This window comes from uncultured Marinobacter sp., assembly GCF_913055835.1.
Classification (GTDB): Bacteria; Pseudomonadota; Gammaproteobacteria; order Pseudomonadales; family Oleiphilaceae; genus Marinobacter.
The window spans coordinates 38133-58265 of the sequence record NZ_CAJXKQ010000028.1 but is presented as its reverse complement, the minus strand read 5'-3'; the positions used below and the strand labels follow the sequence as shown (position 1 = coordinate 58265).

Genomic DNA, 20133 nt, shown 5'->3' with positions numbered 1-20133 from the left:
GCCCAAGCGCCACATGGATGTGCCGCAAGGAGCGTGTTTTGGAAAGCCTCCCCCCAAAGCCAATCCACCTCCGAAGCCCACAAAAAAGGGCACGACTAATCGTGCCCGATCCTAGCAGAGTTTTAGAGGAAAATTGCTCAGATCTCCCCGTCTGCCGCCATCTGCATGTAGCTGTCGTTAAACCGAAGCTTCACATTACCGGTGTCACCCATGATCGACCCATCCGGAAACTCGATGCCCACAAAGTCCGGGCTCATCGCACCTTGCCCAAGCAGCCCCTTCTCGAAAGAGAACTGACGAACGCTGTCCATGGCGTCCAGGGCTTCATTGCTGTTAATGAAATCCACTGACATCTGCGGTTCCCAGAACATCTTCATGCCGGCCAATTGAGCCTCATAACCGGCCTGGTCGGTGCCAGAGAGCTCACCGAGAAATGCTCGCGCTTCCTGACCTTCTTCACTATCGGAGGCGAGGATGCTCATGGTTTCGTACCAGGCACCCACAAGCGCCTTGCCCAGCTTCGGGTTGTCGGCCAGGGTTTCCGTGTTCACCAGGGTCAGGTCCTTGATGTGACCCGGAATCTGGCTGGAATCGAACAGTTTGGTCGCACCCGGGTAGGCTTCCACTTCCGCCAGCAGCGGATTCCAGGTAGCCACATGGCGGACATCGTCGGTCTGGAACGCGGAAACCAGATCGGCATCGGAAATGTTCACCACGCTCAGATCACGCTCTTCGAGACCGACGCTTGCCAGTGCCCGGGCCAGCAGGTAGTGCGATACAGAGAGCTCAACCAAGTGAACGGTTTCACCCTCCAGCTCTTCGATGGTCTTGGCATCCTTGGATACGAGGCCGTCGTTACCATTGGAGTAGTCGCCCACGATAAGCGCAGTCGTGTCCACGCCGGAGGCAGCCGGGATCGACAGGCCATCCATGCTGGTGGCTACCACACCGTCAAACTGGCCGGCGGTGTACTGGTTGATGGACTCGATGTAGTCATTCACCTGCACGATATCCACCTCGATATCGTACTTGTCCGCCCACTTTTTCATGATTCCGTAGTCCTCGGCATACTGCCAGGGCACCCAGCCGGCATAGATGGTCCAGGCAATGCTGAAGGAATCCCTTTCCTGGGCCATTGCTCCCATGGATCCTAGTCCCAGGGAGGCCGTGAACAGACCGGCCGCCAGGCGTTTGGTGATGTCGCGTGTAGTCATGGTGTCTCTCCTCGGGCCTTGCCCGTGTTTGCAGGTTTGGTCTTTCTTCAGTTTTTTGGGGTTGCTGGCATTACTCGGTAATCTCTTCGACAATCACGACCGGCGTTCCGGGTGAGACCGCCTGTCCCGCTTCCCGGCGCACATCCACAATGCGCCCGGCCACGGGGCTCAGTAATTCGATTTCCATCTTCATGGATTCAATAACCGCCACCGGCCGCTGGGCATCGATGGTGTCGCCGGGTTTAACCAGACACTCCCAGAGGTTGCCGGCCACATGGCTTTCCACCGCGTGCTGTCCTGCCGGAAGGTTGGCAATGTCGTCTTCGCCGGTGTCCTCGATCGGTGCTTCGGAACTGAAGTTAATCTGGCCAGACTCGATCCAGCGCTGCAGTTCCTCGTCGAAGGCCTGTTTCCGCTTGGCCGTGAAGGTCTGGATCTCATCGTCGTTGTTCGCCAGAAACTGCTCGTAGTCCTTCAGGTTGAAGCGGGTTTCCTCGACCTTTATCGGGTAGTCGCCATTGGGAAAGTCCCGGCGGATCTGCTGCAGTTCTTCTGCACTGACTTCGTAGAAGCGCACCTGGTCAAAGAACCGAAGCAGCCAGGGCTTGCCGGCCTCGAACAGGTCAGTGGTGCGGTAGCGGTTCCACATCTGCAGGGTGCGACCAACAAACTGGTAACCGCCCGGGCCTTCCATGCCGTAGATGCACAGGTAGGCGCCGCCGATGCCTACGGAATTTTCCGCGGTCCAGGTGCGGGCCGGGTTGTATTTGGTGGTCACCAGCCGGTGCCGGGGATCCAGTGGGGTAGCAACCGGGGCGCCCAGATAGACGTCGCCCAGACCCATCACCAGATAACTCGCCTCGAAAAGCGTCTTCTTCACGTCTTCGATGCTGTCCAGCCCGTTAATGCGGCGAATGAATTCCAGATTGCTCGGGCACCAGGGGGCGTCCTTGCGCACCGACTGCATGTATTTCGCGATGGCGGTCTGGCAGGCCTCGTCGTCCCAGGACAGGGGCAAATGCACGATGCGCGCGGGCACATCCCACTCGGGCTGTTTTTCCAGTTCCTTTTCGGCACCGATCAGCAGATCCAGCAGGGTTCGCTGGTTCAGTTTCTGGCTGTCGTAATGCACCTGCAGGGATCTGATGCCGGGGGTCAGCTCCAGAATGGCATCGTGATTCTGCTCGCGCAGCCACAGCATCAGCGCGTGAGCGCGGAAGCGCAGGCGGATATCCAGCTCCATCGGGCCGTATTCCACCAGCACGTAGTTGTCGCCGGCGGCCCGATAGATCACGCCGGTTTCGTGTTCATCGTCACTGAGTGACGCCAGAATCGGGGAGGTTGGTGTGATCGGTTTGATATGGGCGGTCGCTGAGGTCAGGGTGGCGATGGACTCGTCGAGGGCTTCCCGCAGGGCCACGGCCTGGTCCTGACTTACCGGAACAAATTGAACCTTGTCACCGGCTTTCAGCTGCCCCAGTTTCCAGAGATCAGCGCTGATGACCGTCACCGGGCAGACAAAGCCGCCCAGGCTGGGGCCATCAGGACCGAGAATCACCGGCATATCGCCGGTGAAATCCACGGAGCCCACGGCGTAAGCGTTGTCGTGAATGTTGGACGGATGCATGCCGGCCTCTCCGCCGTCACTGCGCGCCCATTGCGGTTTCGGGCCAATAAGTCGTACGCCGGTGCGGCTGGAGTTGTAGTGAATCTCCCAATCGCTGGCGAAGAAGGTGTTGATGTCTTCGTCGGTAAAGTAATCCGGCGCGCCATGGGGCCCATAGGTAACGTGCAGTTTCCAGGTCTTGCCGATGGTCGGTTTCAGGTCGGCAGGGAGAGTGGTCAGGCTGGTTGGCTCAGACTCCGCCAGGGCCAGCACATCGCCGGCCCGCAAGGCGCGGCCGCAATGGCCGCCGAACTGGCCGAGCGTAAAGGTGCTGCAGGAGGTCAGGTATTCGGGGCAGTCCAGCCCTCCGCGGAACAGTACATAGGCCCGGGCGCCGTCGGCGGTGGTGGCGCCCAGTTTCAAGGTGGCGCCGGCGGGTACGTCTATCACCTGCCAGAAGGCGACCGGTTCGTCGTCCAGCGTTGCGTCCAGTTGGGCGCCCGTCAGCGTAATCTGGGTAGCGCGGTTGAATGTCAGCCCCGGCCCCTTGAGGGTGATTTCCAGGCCCGGAGCGCCTTCAGCATTCCCAAGCAGGCGATTACCAAGGCGGAAGGAATAGCTGTCAAACGGGCCTGACGGTGGCACGCCGATTTCCCAGTAGCCGATGCGGCCGGGATAATCCTGAATGGTAGTCAGGGTGCCCCCGCTGAGCACATCCACCGTCGCCGGCTGGTAATCGAATTCGTTGAGGGTTCGAGTAAACAGCCTGCCCTCGGCAAAGCGCGGGTCGTCCAGCACCTGGCGCACGTATTTCAGGTTGGTCTCGATGCCATAGAGCTGGCTGTCGTCGAGTGCCTGCATCAACCGCTGGCGGGCCGATTCGCGATCGGCCTCATGCACAATCACCTTGGCGAGCATGGGATCATAAAGCGGCGACACCTCTGTGCCCGGCTGAATCCAGGTATCGATTCGCAGGGCCTCGTCCTCGGGCCAGGCCACGTTGGTGAGCAGGCCGGCGCCGGGCTGGAAATCCTTGTTGGGGTCTTCCGCATAGATCCGGGCCTGGATGGCGTGGCCGGAAGGCGCGAGGTTGCTGCCCAGTTTTTCCAGGTCGGGCAGGGTGCCGGCGCCCAGTTCCACCATCCATCGGACCAGATCCACGCCATAAACCTGCTCGGTCACACCGTGCTCCACCTGTAAGCGGGTATTCACTTCCAGGAAGTAGAACTCGGTGGTGTCCGGGTCGTAGATAAATTCCACGGTGCCGGCGCTTCGGTAGCCAATGCTTTCACCCAGCTGACGGGCTGTCGCGTGCATGCGGGAGCGGACGTCGTCGGATAGCCCGGGCGCCGGAGCTTCCTCGATCACTTTTTGGTTGCGCCGCTGGGCCGAGCAGTCACGCTCGCCCAGGGCCAACACCTGGCCCTGGCCGTCGCCGAAAAGCTGTACTTCGACATGGCGGGCGTGTTCCACGAATTTTTCCAGGAACACGCCGCTGTTGCTGAAGTTGTTCTGGCTCAGGCGCTGGACCGATTCAAAGCTCTTGCCCAGATCGTCCGGGCCGTAGCAGCGGGACATGCCAATGCCGCCACCGCCGGCGGTGCTTTTCAGCATCACCGGGTAGCCGATGGTCTCGGCGGCTTTTAGCGCTTCCTCCAGATTGGTCAGCAAGCCGGTGCCTGGTAGCAGCGGTACGCCGGCGCTTTCAGCCAGTGACCGTGCCGTATGCTTGAGACCGAATTGCTCCATCTGCTCGGGTGTCGGGCCCAGGAAAACCACGCCTTCGGCGTCGCAGCGCCGGGCAAAATCGGCATTCTCGCTCAGGAACCCGTAGCCGGGGTGGATGGCGCCGGCACCGCTCTTGCGGATAATTTCGAACAGTTTGTCCTGGTCCAGATAGGTGGTCGCTGCCGGGCCCTCGCCCAGGGAATACGCCTCGTTCGCCTCGCGCACGTGAAGCGAATCGGAATCCGCTTCGGCGTAGACGGCAACCGAGGTCAGCCCCATGTCACGCAGCGTGCGAATAACCCGGCAGGCGATGGCGCCGCGGTTGGCGATCAGGACTTTGCTGGGGTTATTGAGGGCGCCGCTCAGCTCCATACCAGCACCTCGATCGGTGTCGGGTTCCAGCCGTTGCACGGGTTGTTCAGCTGCGGGCAGTTGGAGATCATTACCAGCACGTCCATCTTCGCTTCCAGCTCCACGTACTTGCCGGCATCGGAAATGCCATCGGCGAAGGTGAGTCCGCCGTCGGCCGTGACCGGGACATTCATGAAGAAGTTGATGTTGTGGGTGATGTCGCGCTTGGTCATGCCCAGCTCTTCGTGTTCGGTGACGGCCACCAGCCAGCTGTCCCGGCAGGAGTGCATGCACTTTTTCTCGAGGGCATAACGGGTTGTGTTGCTCTCCGCCGCGCAGGCACCGCCCAGGGTGTCGTGACGGCCGCAGGTGTCGGCGGTGATTTCCAGCATCACGTTGTTTTCAGAAGACATCAGTTTAGAACCAGCCGTCAGGTAGACATTGCCCTGCTCGCGGATGGTGTCGACGGCGCTGTAGCGTTCGGTCGGATTGTGGGCGTTGTAAAACAGGGTGTCGGCGGCCTGGTTGCCTTCCAGATCCAGGATCCGGACGGTCTCGCCGGCTTTCACCACTTTCAGGAAATACTCGCCCGCCGGCACGGTTTCACGGAAGGCGGCGTTTTCAGGCTTCAATACGCTTTGCTTGATCATTTCCGGCCTCCGTTACTGGAACAGGTGGTACAGGGCGTTATTGGCGAAGGCCCGGGTGGCCTCGGGGGACGACGTCTTGCAGGGATCGGCATCGGTTACCGGGGCCGCCTTGAACAACTGGTACCGCAACGGGTGGCTGGGGTACTCGCTGGCCGGGTTCATCGGATGCGGGCAGGTGTGCAGCACCACGATGGTGTCCATTTCAAAGCGCAGGTCGACGGTGGCGCCGGCGTGGGAGTGACCCTCGGAGAAGGCCATGTTGCCGTCGTCATCTGTTTTTACTTTGCTGAACCAGTTCAGGTTGGCGGTCAGGTCTTTCTTGCCGAGGCCGTATTTAGCCAGTTCGTTCAGAAAGCTGTTGAAACCGTTCCGGTGGTAGTGATTATGGGCTTCCTGATACGTCTTTTTGCCCCAGCGCTTTTCCACCAGATCGGCGTTGCAGGTGCCAGCGACGGTATCGTGCCAGCCAAGATCATCGCGGATGATGGAGGCAAACACCCGGCCCATGTCCGAGAGCAGCACGTGGCCTTTAGTGAGCAGGAAGGTGTGCTGGTTCTTCAGGGTGTCCGGCATGTTGTACCGCTCGAGCGGGTTCTCGGGGTTGTACATCAACATGCCGACGTTGGTACCGCCGGTTTCGTCAATCAGACGCAGCACATGGCCGCGGCGCACGATAAAGGACCAGTGGGATCCGCCGGGAATCAGATCGTCGTAGAGGGGGGCTGCGGTTTGCAACATGGCCTTTTCCTCCTGGTTAGGGCACTCAAAAAAGCGAGAGGCGTCAGTAACTGAGCGATCCTCCCGGGCTTTTGTCCCGCCGTGTAACCTTGGAAAAGGTCGTCAACTCTCGGACCAGTCGTCTGCATTCATTGGATGCAGACCGGAACCCTAGTTGACCATTGGTCAGATTGTGGCGCTTTGATTGTGGTTTCAGTAACCGACCTCTCGCTGCGTATTGTCCCTTCTGCAGACTCCATGCCAATCGCTAACTCACTGATTTTATTGCTGTGGAGCTTGAGGCGGAGGCCCGGCTTGCTTCTTGTCTGGGCGAGCGCACTGTTTTTGTGCATCGTTGCGGGCTTTTCCTGTGCATTTATTTTCAGAGTTTAATTTTCCAGCCAGACCACGGATTGTGTGGCCTTCCAGACATCTACTACCAAGGGAGGAGTTTTTCGCCTCCATCGCATCATTCAAACATCCGGGATTGAGGTCTACATTGAATGGGTAAACGCGAAAGGCCGCGTTGCCCTGCGACAAACACAACAAGAGGTCGAGATCATGATCTACGCACAACCAGGAAAGGATGGCTCCGTCGTTTCTTTCAAATCCCGTTACGAGAACTACATCGGTGGCGAGTGGGTTGCCCCGGTAAAAGGCCAGTATTTCGAGAACATCACCCCGGTAACCGGCGATGTTATCTGTGAAATTCCGCGTTCCAGTGCCGAAGATATTGAACTCGCACTCGACGCCGCGCACAAAGCAGCGCCGGCATGGGGCAAGACCTCACCGACCGAGCGTTCCAACATCCTGCTGAAAATCGCCGACCGGATTGAAGCCAACCTCGAGAAGCTCGCTGTGGCTGAAACCTGGGATAACGGCAAGGCCGTTCGTGAAACTCTGAACGCCGACATTCCGCTGGCGGCCGACCATTTCCGGTATTTCGCCGGTTGTATCCGTGCCCAGGAAGGTCATATGGGCGAGATCGACCACAACACCGTGGCGTACCATTTCCACGAGCCCCTGGGCGTTGTTGGTCAGATCATTCCCTGGAACTTCCCGCTGCTGATGGCCGCCTGGAAACTGGGCCCTTGCCTCGCTGCCGGTAACTGCACCGTGCTGAAGCCTGCCGAGCAGACTCCTGCCAGCATCCTGGTTCTGATGGAAATCATTGGCGACCTGCTTCCGCCGGGTGTACTGAACATCGTCAACGGCTACGGCATCGAGGCCGGTCAGGCCCTGGCCACCAGCAAGCGTATTGCCAAAATTGCCTTCACCGGCTCCACCCCGGTTGGCTCCCACATCCTCAAGTGCGCGGCGGAGAACATCATCCCGTCCACGGTTGAGCTGGGTGGCAAATCGCCGAACATCTACTTCTCCGATGTCATGAAGGCCGAGCCTGAGTTCATCGACAAGTGCGTGGAAGGTCTGGTTCTGGCGTTCTTCAACCAGGGCGAAGTGTGCACCTGTCCGTCACGGGCGCTGGTCCAGGAAGACATGTTCGAAGAGTTCATGCAGAAAGTGGTGCAGCGCACCAAGTCGATCAAACGCGGCAACCCGCTGGATACCGACGTTCAGGTCGGCGCCCAGGCATCCAAGGAACAGTTCGACAAGATCATGTCCTACCTGGCCATTGGTAAGGAAGAGGGTGCCGTGGTACTGACCGGTGGCGACCGCGAGCACCTGGATGAAGAGTTCAACAACGGCTTCTACATCCAGCCCACGTTGTTCAAGGGCGACAACAAGATGCGCGTGTTCCAGGAAGAAATCTTCGGACCGGTGGTGGGTGTTACCACCTTCAAGGACGAAGCAGAAGCCCTGGCCATTGCCAACGACACCGAGTTTGGTCTGGGTGCCGGCGTCTGGACCCGCGACACCAACCGTGCCTACCGCATGGGTCGTGCCATTCAGGCCGGTCGTGTATGGATGAACTGCTACCACGCCTACCCGGCCCACGCCGCCTTCGGTGGCTACAAGAAGTCCGGTGTTGGCCGTGAAACCCACAAGATGGCGCTCGAGCACTACCAGCAGACCAAGAACATGCTGGTGAGCTACGACACCAATCCGCTGGGTTTCTTCTGAATCTGTGAGCGGTAGGCGGGCCTCCCACACGGGCCCGCCTGTGAGTCAGCACATTGGATGTGCACCTTCATTCCCCGGTGTCTGGCCGGGGCGACTCTCTGACGAGAGTTCGGGTTTTTCTGTCACTCTCTTTTGGCCCTTCCCAGGGCCTTTTTTCGTTTGAGGCCGGCGTGTTTTCATGCCGCCAGCCATGTGCGACCTAGGGAGGCACCAAAACAGTTCCAAAGTACCATATTGGCCCCTTGCCCCCGCCGATAGGATGGGAACTGGGTTATCGGCAATGTCGTTGATTCACCCGCAATGCGCTAACAATCATGACAATAGAGGTGAGCATTATGTGGACCAAACCAGCCTACGAAGATCTCCGCATCGGTTTCGAAGTCACCATGTACTTCGCCAATCGCTGAGTGCTGAAGCGGCCAGCCTCGAGCTGGCCGTTTTGCTTGTGGAGTGACCCACCATGTTGATTCACGTTCTGGGCTCCGCCGCCGGCGGTGGCTTTCCCCAGTGGAACTGTAACTGCGCCAACTGCGACGGCTTCCGAAAGGGCACCCTGAACGCCCGGGCGCGTACCCAGTCTTCGATCGCCATCAGTGAAGATGGCGAGCACTGGATCCTGTTTAACGCGTCCCCCGACATTCGTGCCCAGCTGGCGTCTTTCAAAGCGATGCAGCCGGCCCGTGCTCTGCGGGACACCGGTATTGATGCCATTGTGCTGATGGACAGCCAGGTGGACCACACCACCGGCTTGTTGTCCCTGCGCGAGGGACTGCCGATGGATGTCTGGTGTACCGAACAGGTGTATGAAGACCTCAGCGGTGGATTTCCGCTGTTCACCATGCTCAAGCACTGGAACGGTGGCCTGAACTGGCAACGCATCGAAGCGTCCGAGCAGACGCCCTTTACCATTCCCTGCGCACCGTCCATCGAGCTGACCGCCATTCCGCTGCTGAGCAACGCACCCCCGTATTCACCGCGCCGGGACAACCCGCACCCGGGCGATAACATCGGTCTGTTCCTGAAAGACACCCGTACCGGCCAGACTGTGCTCTACGCTCCCGGACTGGGCGAGCCGGACGACCGTATTCTCGGCTGGATGCGTCAGGCCGACGTGCTGATGGTGGACGGGACCGTCTGGCACGACGACGAGATGATCCGCCAGGAAGTGGGCACCAAGACCGGCCAGGCCATGGGTCATCTGGCCCAGAACGGACCGGGCGGCATGATCGAGGTGCTCGATACCATGCCGGCCCAGCGCAAGATCCTGATACACATCAATAACACCAACCCGATCCTGAACGAGGACTCCCCGGAGCGGGCGGAGCTGACCCGCCACGGCATCGAGGTGTCCTGGGACGGAATGCACATCGACCTGTCGGGGCAGCCATGAACGCCAAAGCCAACACCGCCATGAACCGGACGGATTTCGAGCAGGCCCTGCGGGCCAAGGGCCAGTACTACCACATCCACCACCCGTACCATAAAGCCATGTACGGCGGGCAGTGCACGCCCGAGCAGATCCGCGGCTGGGTGGCCAACCGGTACTACTACCAGATCAAGATCCCCCAGAAAGACGCCGCCATCATGGCCAACTGCCCGGACGCCAGTGTGCGCCGGCTCTGGCTGCAGCGGATTCTGGACCACGATGGCCACGACGGCGATGTCGGCGGCATCGAAGCCTGGCTGTCCCTGGCCGAAGCCGTGGGCCTGAGCCGGGAGGAAGTGATCGACCAGCGCCACGTTCTGCCGGGGGTCCGCTTTGCCGTGGACGCCTACCTGAACTTCGCCCACCGGGCGACCTGGCAGGAGGCGGCCTGTTCGTCCCTGACCGAACTGTTTGCCCCGGAAATCCACCAGTCCCGACTGGACAGCTGGCCTGCCCACTATCCCTGGATTGAGGAGCGTGGCTACAGCTACTTCCGCAAGCGTCTGTCCGAAGCCAGACGAGACGTGGAGCATGGCCTGACCATTACCCTCGACCACTCCACCACCGAGGCGCAGCAGGCCCGGGCCCTGGAGATTCTTCAGTTCAAGCTGGACATCCTCTGGACCATGCTGGATGCCATGACCATGGCGTACGGCCACCGCACCCCGCCATACCACACCGTGACCGACGAACAGGTCTGGCACCGGGGGCTGTGATGGAGGTGGGTATGCATGAGATACCGCGTTTTCGGCGAGGATTCCGGTTCCAGTGGGAGCCGGCCCAGGAAAGCTATGTGCTGCTTTATCCGGAGGGCATGGTGAAGCTCAACGGCAGTGCCGGGGCGATTCTCAACGAGGTGGATGGCCAGCGCACCGTGGCCGACATCGTCGCCAGCCTGGAACAGCAGTTCCCGGATGCCGGCCCCCTTGGCCAGGACGTGAGTGAGTTCCTGCAGGACGCCCGGCAACAACACTGGATTGAACTGTCATGAGCTGCTCCCACGGTCACCAACTGCCCACGAACCCCCACGATGCGGGGCCGCCCCTCTGGCTGCTGGCAGAGCTCACGTATCGCTGCCCGCTGCAGTGTCCCTACTGCTCCAACCCGCTGGACTTTGCCCAGACCGAACGGGAACTGACCACCGAGGAGTGGGTGAGTGTGCTCAGGCAGGGCCGAAAGATGGGCGCGGCCCAGTTGGGCTTCTCCGGGGGCGAACCCCTGGTGCGCCAGGATCTGGCGGAGCTGATTGCCGAGGCGCGGCATCTGGGGTACTACACCAACCTGATCACCTCAGGGCTGGGCCTGACGGAGGCCAAGGTGGATGCGTTTGCCGAGGCGGGGCTGGACCACATCCAGGTGAGCTTCCAGGCTTCCGATCCGGAACTGAACAACGCCGTGGCCGGCTCCCGCAAGGCTTTTGACCAGAAGCTGGCCATGGCCCGGGCGGTCAAGGAAGCGGGCTACCCGATGGTGCTCAACTTCGTGATCCACCGCCACAACATCCACCAGATGAACGACATCATGTCCCTCTGTGAGCGCCTGGGGGCGGACTATGTCGAGCTGGCCACCTGCCAGTACTACGGCTGGGCGTTTGAAAACCGGGAAGGCCTGATGCCCTCCAAAGCCCAGCTGGTGCAGGCGGAGCAGGAAGTGAACCAGTACCGGCAGCGGCTTCAGCAATCCGGCTCGGCCATGAAGCTGATTTTTGTCACACCGGACTATTACGAGGAGCGCCCGAAAGCCTGCATGAACGGCTGGGGCAATCTGTTCCTTACCGTGGCGCCGGATGGCACCGCACTGCCGTGCCACAGTGCCCGGTTACTACCGATCGACTTCCCCAATGTGCGGGAGATGGAGCTTCAGAGCATCTGGTACGACAGCCCGGGGTTCAACCACTACCGGGGCGACAGCTGGATGCCGGAGCCCTGTCGTTCCTGCGATGAGAAGGAAAAAGACTTTGGCGGCTGTCGCTGCCAGGCCTATTTATTAACCGGTAATGCCGATAACGCAGATCCAGTATGCAGCAAATCGTCGTATCATGAACGAATACTGGCAGCCAGGAGAGCTGCCGATCACGCCACGGCCGGCCTGACTGGACTGGTTTACCGAAATGCGGACAATTCACGGTTATTCTTCCGGGGCTGAAGGCTCCCTGGCTGGGCTTGAAAGCACTATTTCAGCCTCTACTTTTGCAGGCTTCTCTCACGACAAAGCAGTGATGAGTGCTTATGAGGCTTGCGCAATGCATATTCAGCGCGGTGAGTTGGCGGTATCGTCGGCCGGTTTATTCTGGCTTCAGGCCGACCCTGCGAGGGGCTGCAATACCCTCTGGCATTTGTCTGATCACGGTCCGGTCCGTCTCGGTCCCGATGATCTCGGAATACGCAGCCGGGTCAATGGCTATGGTGGGGGCGCTGTCGCAGCGGCAGGCAACGGTGTTTTCGTGGTGGGTGAGGACCAGCAGATACGGTTCATTAACCCTGCCGGAGACCAATGCACCCGCCTGACCGATGATCCGGACGCGGCCTATGGCGGGTTGGTTGCCGACGAGACCCGAGAGCGTGTGCTCGCTGTTCGCGAAGCTGATGGTCAGCAACAGTTGGTGGCTGTGTCCAAGCAGGGCGACATAACGGTGCTTCACTCTGGCCAGGACTTCTACAGCGCGCCGGCTGTCTCCGCCGATGGCCAACAGCTGGCCTGGGTGTGCTGGCAGCTTCCGGATATGCCCTGGGTGCGCACCCGGCTGTGGACCGCCAACATTCTCAGTGACGGTGGTCTCGATCAATGCCGGGAGTGGCCAACACCTTCGGAAGCTTCGGTCCAGCAACCGGTGTTCGAGGGCGACCAGCTCTGGGTTCTGTCAGATCACGAGGGCTGGTGGCAACCCTGGCGTATCGATACCTCGGGCGAGGGCGGCTGGCGCACCATTGATGTGCCGGCCCGGGACCATGCCAACGCGCTCTGGCAACTGGGCGAATCCCATCATTGCCCGACAGGCGATGGTGGCTGGGCGAGAGTCCGCTACTGTAATGGCACCGGTGAGCTCTGGCTTGGCTCCGGCGAAAACGGCGAAGAAATCCGGGTTGCCCGGGACTATGGTGACTTTCGATGCCTGCAGGCTTTTGGCGGCCACCTCTATTGCATTGGCCGCGCCGCCAGCCGTCTGGACGCCGTTCTCGTGATTGATATCGCCACCGGGCAGGTGCAGACCATCGCCGGGGGCGAAGAGGCCATGCCTGGCGCCCGTGCAGCGCTGCCTCTCGATATAGAGGTTCCGGCGCTAAAGCCTGGTGAATCCTCTATCCATGGTTTCTTCTACACCCCGAAGCTTGCCTCTGCCGATTTGCCGCCGTTGATTCTGGTGGCCCATGGCGGCCCGACCTCGGCGGCCTATCCGGTGTTCAATCCACAGGTTCAGTACTGGTGCCAGCGGGGTTTTGCGGTTGCTGAAATTAACTACCGTGGCAGCAGCGGCTTCGGTCGTGCGTTCCGGCTGGCACTTGAGGGCCGCTGGGGCGAGGTGGATGTGGAAGACATGGAACGGGCCGCGGATCACCTTGCTTCGTTCGGTTTGGCAGACGGCCGGAGAGTGTTTATCCAGGGCCGCAGCTCCGGCGGTTACACAGCGCTGATGGCAATGATCCGAAGCCGGCGCTTCACTGCCGGAGCGAGCATGTTTGGCGTGACGGATCCGATGCGGCTACGGGCCATGACCCATCGCTTTGAATCCGGTTATCTGGATTGGCTGCTCGGCTCTCCGGACGAACACCCGGGGCGGTGGCATGAAAGAACGCCGCTATTTCACGCCGATCGGATCAGCGCGCCCATGATCTTTTTCCAGGGCGGGCAGGACAAAGTTGTGGTGCCGGAGCAGACCCGGGCCATGATAGAAGCCATGAAAGCCGCTGGCAGGGCGCCGGAGCTGCACTGGTTTGAAGACGAGGGGCATGGTTTTCGACGCCAGGCCAACCAGGCCGGCATGCTCGAATGGATGTTCAGCTTCTACCGAAAGCATAGCCAAAAGGCCAATGATCGGGCGGAGAACTTGAGTTAAACTCTCGGCTATTCCTATAACAAAAAGCGGTCGAGTGAAGTCTGATGAGTCACGATATATCCAGCTTGCGAAAGTTTGTGTCACCGGAAATTGTGTTTGGTGCCGGCTCTCGGAAATCCGTGGCCAACTTCGCCAGTAATTTCGGTGCCCGGCACGTATTCCTGGTGTCCGATCCCGGTGTGGCTGCGGCCGGCTGGGTTAACGAGATCGTGGCGCTGCTGACCGATGCGGGTATCCGCTCGACCGTTTATACCGGTGTTTCACCCAACCCCAAAGTGGAGGAGGTGATGACCGGTGCCGAGCTTTATAAATCCAGTGAGTGCGATGTCATCGTGGCCATCGGAGGCGGCAGCCCCATGGACTGCGCCAAGGGCATCGGTATCGTCGCCACACATGGTCGCAGCATCCTGGAGTTCGAGGGCGTCGACACCATCACCAATCCTTCTCCGCCTCTGATCCTGATTCCGACAACGGCGGGCACCTCGGCGGATGTGTCCCAGTTCGCGATCATTTCCGACCCCAACCGCCGTTTCAAATTCTCGATCATCAGCAAGGCCGTGGTGCCGGACGTGTCCCTGATTGATCCGGAAGTGACCGAAACCATGGACGCCTACCTTACCGCCTGCACCGGCGTTGATGCTCTGGTGCATGCCATTGAGGCCTACGTCTCCACGGGCAGTGGCCCGCTGACGGATACCCATGCCCTGGAGGCCATCCGGCTGATCAACCGGAATCTGGAGCTGTTGGTGGAGAACACCGCAGATCCCTACCTTCGGGAACAGATCATGCTGGCCTCCATGCAGGCGGGGCTGGCGTTCTCCAACGCTATCCTGGGTGCGGTGCACGCCATGTCGCACAGCCTTGGCGGATTCCTGGATTTGCCCCATGGCCTGTGTAATGCGTTGCTGCTCGAGCACGTGGTGGCTTACAACTTCCAGTCTGCCGAGGACCGTTTCCGCCGGGTTGCCGAGGCCATGGATATTGATACCCGCGGCATGGCCAAACCGGAAATCAAGAAGCGCTTGATGAACCGAATTGTGGAGCTCAAACGCAGGGTCGGACTGGAAGCTCGCCTGGCGGAGCTTGGTGTTTCGGTGTCCGATATTCCCCACCTGTCCGGATTTGCGCTGCAGGACCCGTGCATTCTCACCAATCCCAGAAAGTCGTCGTTGCGGGATGTCCAGGTTGTCTATGAAGAAGCCCTCTGACAGCAAGGACGGCGAACAGGACAACAGCTACGGAATTGGCGATCTTCTCGGGCTGGGCAGCCAGTCCGTCCGCAAGAACTATTATCCGGCCCTGCAGGATCGGATTGACGAACTCGAACAGGAGCGCAATCGCTACAAGTGGCTGTTCGAGAACGCCCTTCACGGTATCTTCCAGGCCAACCTGCGCGGCGGTTTTCTGGCCTGCAATCCGGCCATGGCCAGAATCTGCGGTTACGACAGTCCTGAGGCGCTCACGGAAAAGGTCATCCGGCTCCGGGAACAGCTGTTCTGCAGTTCCAGCGAATTCGACGCCATACGCCAGGAACTGCTTGATGAAGGCAGTCTGAGTGCCCGAGAGACCCGTTTCCAGCGCGCGGACCGGACGCCGGTACACGTTGCCGTCACCCTGTTGAGGCGCCCGGACCTTGGGCCGGAAGTAGTGGAAGCCTTCGTCGCGGACATCACGGAAAGGGTTCTGGCCCGGCAAAAGCTGGAGCAGTTGAACGCCACTCTGGAGCGGCGTGTGGAAGAGCGCACCGAGGCACTGCAGAATGCCAATGTAGGCCTGCGCTACCAGATCGAGGAGCGGGAGAAAGTTGAACGTGAGCTGGTCATTGCCATGGAGGCCGCCAAGGAGGCCAATCGCAGCAAGGACAAATACCTTGCGGCAGCCAGCCATGATCTGCTCCAGCCCCTGAACGCCGCCCGGTTGATGATTTCCGCGCTGCAGGACAGCACGCTTCCCGAACAGGAAACCCGCATGGTCCACCAGGTGCATCGGGCTCTGGAGGGCGCCGAGGACCTGCTGGCGGACCTGCTGGATATCTCCAAGCTTGATCAGCAGGCAATGAAGCCTGATCTGGTTTATACCGATGTGGCCGCCCTGGCCAGATCCCTCGGCGAAGAGTTCGAGGCGGTTGCGGCGAATGCCGACCTGGGCTTCCGGGTCCGCACGATACCCGCCATGGTCCGGACGGATCAGCGCATGCTGACCCGGATCCTTCGCAATCTGCTGAGCAATGCCTTCCGCTACACTCGCAAAGGCGGTGTGGTGATGGCTCTCAGAACCAGGGGCGACCGGCTGCGGATTGAAGTCTGGGACACCGGTGTCGGCATTGAGGAAGACAAGCTCCGGGACATTTTTACCGAGTTTCACCAGCTGTTACCGCAGGGTACCGGCGGCCGGCAGGGCGTGGGCCTGGGACTGGCCATCGTGGAACGTATGGTGCGGGTGCTGGGATATGAAATCGACGTATCGTCACGGCCCGGGCGTGGCTCCCGCTTTGTGCTGACACTGCCGCTCGAACCCGCCCAGGCCAGACCGGATGTGGCTCGCTCAGATTCGCTCCAGAATTTCGCCGAGGGTTTTGAGGGTGTACCGGTGCTGGTAATCGACAATGAGCCGGCGGTGCTCGAAAGCATGCAGTTGCTGCTTGAGCGATGGGGCTGCGAGGTGCTGACGGCCGCCAGCAAGACCGAAGCCGTGGAGGCCCTGGAGCGAACCGGCCGGATTCCTGCCCTCATCCTCGCGGACTACCACCTGAACAATGAGAAAACCGGCTACGACGCCGTAAACGGTGTTCGCCGACACCTTGGCAGGGATATTCCCGCCGCGATAATTACCGCAGATCGCAGCGACGATACCCGCAAAATATTGCGGGCCCAGTACCTGCCGATCCTGAACAAGCCTGTGAAACCCAACCGGCTCAGGGCCCTGATGACCAGCCTGCTGACGTCTGCGCCCGCCTGAGGCCCCCCCTCTACGCCCACCCTGATACAGGAATTGCTCCCGGGTACTACACTGATTACAGGCTTATCGAAAGGGAGATAACCATGACAGTTCCTGAAAATGGTCTGACGAACCACGAAGTAACTATCTGCCTGGTTGGCGGTGCCGTTCTGGGCCCGTTCAATGCCACCTGGAGCAAGGATTCCGGGGGCGATGTGCGGGAACTGGTGCGGGAATACGATGCCTTTTTGAAGGGTGAAAAGCAGCAGCGCTACAAATTTCACCTGCACGACACCTACACCAACACTGTTCACACCCTGATCCTCAATTTTGAACAGGTTACGGGCATCTGCGACCATGTCCGGCTGAGATCCCAGGGCGGCGGCTGAGCCATGGCCGGTTCCCTGGCGTACACGCCAACAAGCCCATAGTGCACACGCGCGGACAGGAGGGAATATGAGCGAATTCAGAACGGAAACCGACAGCCTCGGAGACGTCCAGGTACCTGCTGATGCACTCTGGGGGGCGCAAACCCAACGTGCCGTTGAGAATTTTCCGGTCAGTGGCCAGCCCATGCCCCAGCTGTTCATTGCAGCAGTTGCCCAGATCAAGCGGGCCGCGGCGGAAGCCAATACCAGCCTGGGTCTGCTGGATAACGATCTGCGGGATGCGATTGCCCAGGCCTGCGAGGACATTGTGAAGGGCGATTACGCGGATCAGTTTCCCGTGGACCGCTACCAGACCGGCTCCGGTACCAGCACCAACATGAATGTGAACGAGGTGATTGCCGGCATCGCCCGTAACGCGGGGCTCGAGGTGCATCCGAACGATCACGTGAACATGAGCCAGAGCTCCAACGACGTGATCCCCACCGCCATCCATGTGAGCGCTGTGATTGCCGCGAAGGAGAAATTGCTGCCAGCGCTGTCGCATCTGTGCGGTGTGATCTACGAGCAGGAGGCGGCATTCTCCAGCCAGGTGAAGACCGGTCGTACCCATCTGATGGATGCCATGCCGGTGACGCTCGGCCAGGAGTTGAAAACCTGGCGCGAGCAGCTGCTGGCCGTTGAGAAGCGGGTGGAAGCGGCAGCTGATGAATTGCTGGCGGTGCCCCAGGGCGGTACGGCGGTGGGTACCGGAATCAATGCGCTACCGGAATTTTCCGGCCAGTTCGTCAAGTTCCTGCGCTCCAACACCGGTTATCCGTTTACTTCGCTTGACCACAAGTTTACCGGCCAGAGTGCAGTGGATGCCCCGGTGGCGCTATCGGCGCAATTGCGCGGCGCGGCCATTGTGCTTACCAAGATCGCCAACGACCTTCGCTGGATGAACAGTGGTCCGATTCATGGTCTGGCTGAAATCAGCCTTCCGGCATTGCAGCCAGGCAGCAGTATCATGCCGGGCAAGGTTAATCCGGTGATCCCGGAATCTGTTGCCATGGTGGGGGCACAGGTGATGGGGCTGGACAGCGCGGTGGCCATCGCCGGGCAGTCCGGTAATTTCCAGCTCAACGTCATGCTGCCCCTGGTGGGTGGTAACCTGCTGGATATGACCGACCTGCTATCTAACGCGGCCATCATGCTGGCGGACAAGGCAATCAAGGACTTTACCGTAAACGCCGACAACCTGAACGCCGGCGTGGGCCGGAACCCGGTACTGGTAACGGCGCTGAATCCGGAGATTGGCTACAGCCTGGCGGCAGACATCGCCAAGGAGGCCTACAAGACGGGACGTCCGGTCATCGATGTGGCAGAGGAGCGTAGCGGGCTCAGCCGTGAACGGCTCGAGGAGTTGATGGATCCGCTCAAGCTGACGCGGGGCGGTATCGCCTGATCGGCTTTTACAGAGGGGCGCAAACGCTTGCTGATATCACTGGAGCTGTTTGTGATGCTGGTGTTGGCCAACGGAGCGCCGGTGGTTGCTGCCGGGTTATTGAAAAAACGTTGGTCGGCGCCGGTGGATGGCGGGCGTCTGTGGCCTGACGGTCGCCCTGTTTTTGGTAAGAGTAAAACCTGGCGGGGCCTGGTATCCGGCGCGATCGCCTGCGCGCTGTTTGCCCTGTTTACCGGTCTGGGATTCGTGTTCGGGCTCGTGTTCGGTCTGCTGGGACTGGCCGGGGACTTGCTGAGCAGTTTTATCAAGCGTCGGCTGGGGCTGGCCTCAAGTGCCCGGGCCGTCGGGCTGGATCAGATTCCGGAAGCGCTTCTGCCGATGCTGCTGGCCATGTGGTGGCTCCCGGTCAGTGCCTGGGTGGTGCTGATTGTGGTGGTGCTTTTTACCCTTTCCAACATTTTTGGCTCACCGCTGCTCTATCGTCTCGGGATTCGCCGGCAGCCCCATTAATCCGGCCCCCGGGTCAGGGTATGAAGGGTCACCTCCGGCGGGCAGTTCAGCCGGACGTTGACAACAGACGTGCCCGCGCCGGGTGAGGTGTAGCCCTGCATGCCGTTCATCCGCCAGTAGCCTCGCCCGAGGGTCCGCGGGCAGTCAGAATCCAGAGTTACCGGTATGCCACCAGGCAGGCAGATCTGGCCACCGTGTGTGTGGCCACAGAGAAAGACGTCATAACCCGCATGGGCGGCCTCGCGCCAGATCTCCGGCGTATGGCTGAGCAGGATGCTGGTGCCTCCGGCAGGGATCTTGTCTCCGGCCTGATGCAGGTTGTGGACCTTGAAGAAGTGGGCATCGTCGACGCCTGCCAAGTAAAGGACCTGGCCTTCGCGCTCAATGGGCGCCATTTCATTCATCAGCAGTTGGTAACCCATGTCTTCGAGCGCTGGCACCATGCGAACGCTGTCGTGGTTACCTAGCACGGCGTAAGGCCTGCCTTTTATTCCGTCCCGCAGCCTTGCCATGCCGTCCAGGGCGCCTTCGATCGGGCCCCAGGTCAGTTTCCGGTAATCGCCGGTCAACACGCACAGATCATAGTCTAATGGTTCGATCTGGCGCAGCACCGCCTGGAGGTTGGCTTCATCCATGTCCACGTGCAGATCGGTCAGGTGGAGGATGCGAAAGCCCTCAAAGGCCTCGGGCAGACCGGGGAGGTGGAAGCGATTATGCACGGTGTTCAGACGCCGACTGTTGCTCTGGCCCCGGCCCCAGAGGCCAACCATGCGCAGGCAGGTACGGATAAAGCCGGGCGCCGTGGTCAAGTTCTCCAGGTGGAAGGAACTGTGATCCTGCCCGAATACCTTCGCTTCAGCTTCCCGTTCAATGCCGAGCCTTTGGCGGGCGTGAACAGGGCCGAGCCGGAGGCTCAGGCGGTACTCCAGGAGTTCATCCTGGTTTTCCGGTGTGCGAGCCCTTGCCGTCATTTTTCTTCCCTTGTATGCCGAGCGGGGCATGGCCGATGTGCAAAATGGCAAACC

17 protein-coding genes and 1 riboswitch are annotated in these 20133 nt (G+C 60.4%); of the genes, 12 read left to right on the top strand and 5 right to left on the bottom strand.

Annotation, left to right across the window (positions count from 1 at the left end; translation table 11 throughout):
* Positions 1–137: 137 nt before the first annotated feature.
* The 4 genes from QZ534_RS14435 to QZ534_RS14420 all read right to left on the bottom strand — a co-directional run bounded on the left by QZ534_RS14435 (position 138) and on the right by QZ534_RS14420 (position 6287).
* Positions 138–1145, bottom strand: coding sequence for a putative urea ABC transporter substrate-binding protein (locus tag QZ534_RS14435; RefSeq protein WP_296935254.1), 1008 nt, complete (start codon positions 1143–1145; stop codon positions 138–140).
* 139 nt (positions 1146–1284) lie between these two features.
* The gene (gene uca, locus QZ534_RS14430; RefSeq protein WP_296935248.1) at positions 1285–4920 is read right to left on the bottom strand and encodes an urea carboxylase; all 3636 of its coding nucleotides are present in this window, start codon (positions 4918–4920) and stop codon (positions 1285–1287) included.
* Complete coding sequence (locus QZ534_RS14425; RefSeq protein WP_296935246.1) at positions 4911–5549, bottom strand: urea amidolyase associated protein UAAP2; 639 nt, start codon at positions 5547–5549, stop codon at positions 4911–4913. The genes uca and QZ534_RS14425 overlap by 10 nt, the downstream gene beginning before the upstream one ends.
* A gap of 12 nt (positions 5550–5561) precedes the next feature.
* Positions 5562–6287, bottom strand: coding sequence for an urea amidolyase associated protein UAAP1 (locus QZ534_RS14420; RefSeq protein WP_273093961.1), 726 nt, complete (start codon positions 6285–6287; stop codon positions 5562–5564).
* 58 nt (positions 6288–6345) lie between these two features.
* A riboswitch (guanidine-I (ykkC/yxkD leader) is annotated at positions 6346–6452 on the bottom strand.
* 375 nt (positions 6453–6827) lie between these two features.
* Here QZ534_RS14420 and QZ534_RS14415 point away from each other — a divergent pair.
* The 12 genes from QZ534_RS14415 (at position 6828) to QZ534_RS14360 (ending at position 19108) form a co-directional block, all read left to right on the top strand.
* A complete protein-coding gene (locus QZ534_RS14415) occupies positions 6828–8348 on the top strand; it encodes an aldehyde dehydrogenase family protein (RefSeq protein WP_296935242.1) in 1521 nt (506 codons plus the stop codon).
* A 335-nt stretch (positions 8349–8683) separates the two neighbouring features.
* Positions 8684–8755, top strand: coding sequence for a pyrroloquinoline quinone precursor peptide PqqA (gene pqqA / locus QZ534_RS14410; RefSeq protein ID WP_007153157.1), 72 nt, complete (start codon positions 8684–8686; stop codon positions 8753–8755).
* A gap of 53 nt (positions 8756–8808) precedes the next feature.
* Complete coding sequence (gene pqqB / locus QZ534_RS14405; RefSeq protein ID WP_296935241.1) at positions 8809–9738, top strand: pyrroloquinoline quinone biosynthesis protein PqqB; 930 nt, start codon at positions 8809–8811, stop codon at positions 9736–9738.
* Positions 9735–10490, top strand: coding sequence for a pyrroloquinoline-quinone synthase PqqC (gene pqqC, locus QZ534_RS14400; protein WP_296935240.1), 756 nt, complete (start codon positions 9735–9737; stop codon positions 10488–10490). The genes pqqB and pqqC overlap by 4 nt, the downstream gene beginning before the upstream one ends.
* Complete coding sequence (gene pqqD / locus QZ534_RS14395) at positions 10487–10765, top strand: pyrroloquinoline quinone biosynthesis peptide chaperone PqqD (protein WP_296935239.1); 279 nt, start codon at positions 10487–10489, stop codon at positions 10763–10765. The genes pqqC and pqqD overlap by 4 nt, the downstream gene beginning before the upstream one ends.
* Entirely contained in the window at positions 10762–11919 is a 1158-nt protein-coding gene (gene pqqE, locus QZ534_RS14390) for a pyrroloquinoline quinone biosynthesis protein PqqE (protein ID WP_296935238.1), read from the top strand. The genes pqqD and pqqE overlap by 4 nt, the downstream gene beginning before the upstream one ends.
* Before the next feature lie 97 nt (positions 11920–12016).
* Positions 12017–13828, top strand: coding sequence for a prolyl oligopeptidase family serine peptidase (locus QZ534_RS14385; protein WP_296935237.1), 1812 nt, complete (start codon positions 12017–12019; stop codon positions 13826–13828).
* A 44-nt stretch (positions 13829–13872) separates the two neighbouring features.
* Complete coding sequence (ercA, locus tag QZ534_RS14380; protein WP_296935236.1) at positions 13873–15036, top strand: alcohol dehydrogenase-like regulatory protein ErcA; 1164 nt, start codon at positions 13873–13875, stop codon at positions 15034–15036.
* The gene (locus QZ534_RS14375) at positions 15020–16786 is read left to right on the top strand and encodes a NahK/ErcS family hybrid sensor histidine kinase/response regulator (protein ID WP_296935235.1); all 1767 of its coding nucleotides are present in this window, start codon (positions 15020–15022) and stop codon (positions 16784–16786) included. Before ercA ends, QZ534_RS14375 begins: the two co-directional genes overlap by 17 nt.
* A gap of 83 nt (positions 16787–16869) precedes the next feature.
* Entirely contained in the window at positions 16870–17154 is a 285-nt protein-coding gene (locus QZ534_RS14370) for a hypothetical protein (RefSeq protein ID WP_296935233.1), read from the top strand.
* 67 nt (positions 17155–17221) lie between these two features.
* Entirely contained in the window at positions 17222–18598 is a 1377-nt protein-coding gene (locus tag QZ534_RS14365) for a lyase family protein (RefSeq protein ID WP_296935232.1), read from the top strand.
* A gap of 27 nt (positions 18599–18625) precedes the next feature.
* A complete protein-coding gene (locus QZ534_RS14360; RefSeq protein WP_296935231.1) occupies positions 18626–19108 on the top strand; it encodes a CDP-archaeol synthase in 483 nt (160 codons plus the stop codon).
* Here QZ534_RS14360 and QZ534_RS14355 read toward each other — a convergent pair.
* Complete coding sequence (locus tag QZ534_RS14355; RefSeq protein WP_296935229.1) at positions 19105–20079, bottom strand: metallophosphoesterase; 975 nt, start codon at positions 20077–20079, stop codon at positions 19105–19107. The two genes, QZ534_RS14360 and QZ534_RS14355, sit on opposite strands and share 4 nt — an antisense overlap.
* Between the last annotated feature and the right edge of the window lie 54 nt (positions 20080–20133).

Excerpts from the sequence above, each read along its gene's own strand:
- QZ534_RS14385 (WP_296935237.1), top strand. The coding sequence starts at position 12,017 with ATGCATATTCAGCGCGGTGAGTTGGCGGTATCGTCGGCCGGTTTATTC.
- pqqE (WP_296935238.1), top strand. The coding sequence starts at position 10,762 with ATGAGCTGCTCCCACGGTCACCAACTGCCCACGAACCCCCACGATGCG.
- uca (WP_296935248.1), bottom strand. The coding sequence starts at position 4,920 with ATGGAGCTGAGCGGCGCCCTCAATAACCCCAGCAAAGTCCTGATCGCC.
- QZ534_RS14425 (WP_296935246.1), bottom strand. The coding sequence starts at position 5,549 with ATGATCAAGCAAAGCGTATTGAAGCCTGAAAACGCCGCCTTCCGTGAA.
- pqqB (WP_296935241.1), top strand. The coding sequence starts at position 8,809 with ATGTTGATTCACGTTCTGGGCTCCGCCGCCGGCGGTGGCTTTCCCCAG.
- QZ534_RS14415 (WP_296935242.1), top strand. The coding sequence starts at position 6,828 with ATGATCTACGCACAACCAGGAAAGGATGGCTCCGTCGTTTCTTTCAAA.
- pqqC (WP_296935240.1), top strand. The coding sequence starts at position 9,735 with ATGAACGCCAAAGCCAACACCGCCATGAACCGGACGGATTTCGAGCAG.
- QZ534_RS14370 (WP_296935233.1), top strand. The coding sequence starts at position 16,870 with ATGACAGTTCCTGAAAATGGTCTGACGAACCACGAAGTAACTATCTGC.
- QZ534_RS14365 (WP_296935232.1), top strand. The coding sequence starts at position 17,222 with ATGAGCGAATTCAGAACGGAAACCGACAGCCTCGGAGACGTCCAGGTA.
- QZ534_RS14355 (WP_296935229.1), bottom strand. The coding sequence starts at position 20,079 with ATGACGGCAAGGGCTCGCACACCGGAAAACCAGGATGAACTCCTGGAG.
- ercA (WP_296935236.1), top strand. The coding sequence starts at position 13,873 with ATGAGTCACGATATATCCAGCTTGCGAAAGTTTGTGTCACCGGAAATT.
- QZ534_RS14435 (WP_296935254.1), bottom strand. The coding sequence starts at position 1,145 with ATGGGAGCAATGGCCCAGGAAAGGGATTCCTTCAGCATTGCCTGGACC.
- QZ534_RS14420 (WP_273093961.1), bottom strand. The coding sequence starts at position 6,287 with ATGTTGCAAACCGCAGCCCCCCTCTACGACGATCTGATTCCCGGCGGA.
- QZ534_RS14375 (WP_296935235.1), top strand. The coding sequence starts at position 15,020 with ATGAAGAAGCCCTCTGACAGCAAGGACGGCGAACAGGACAACAGCTAC.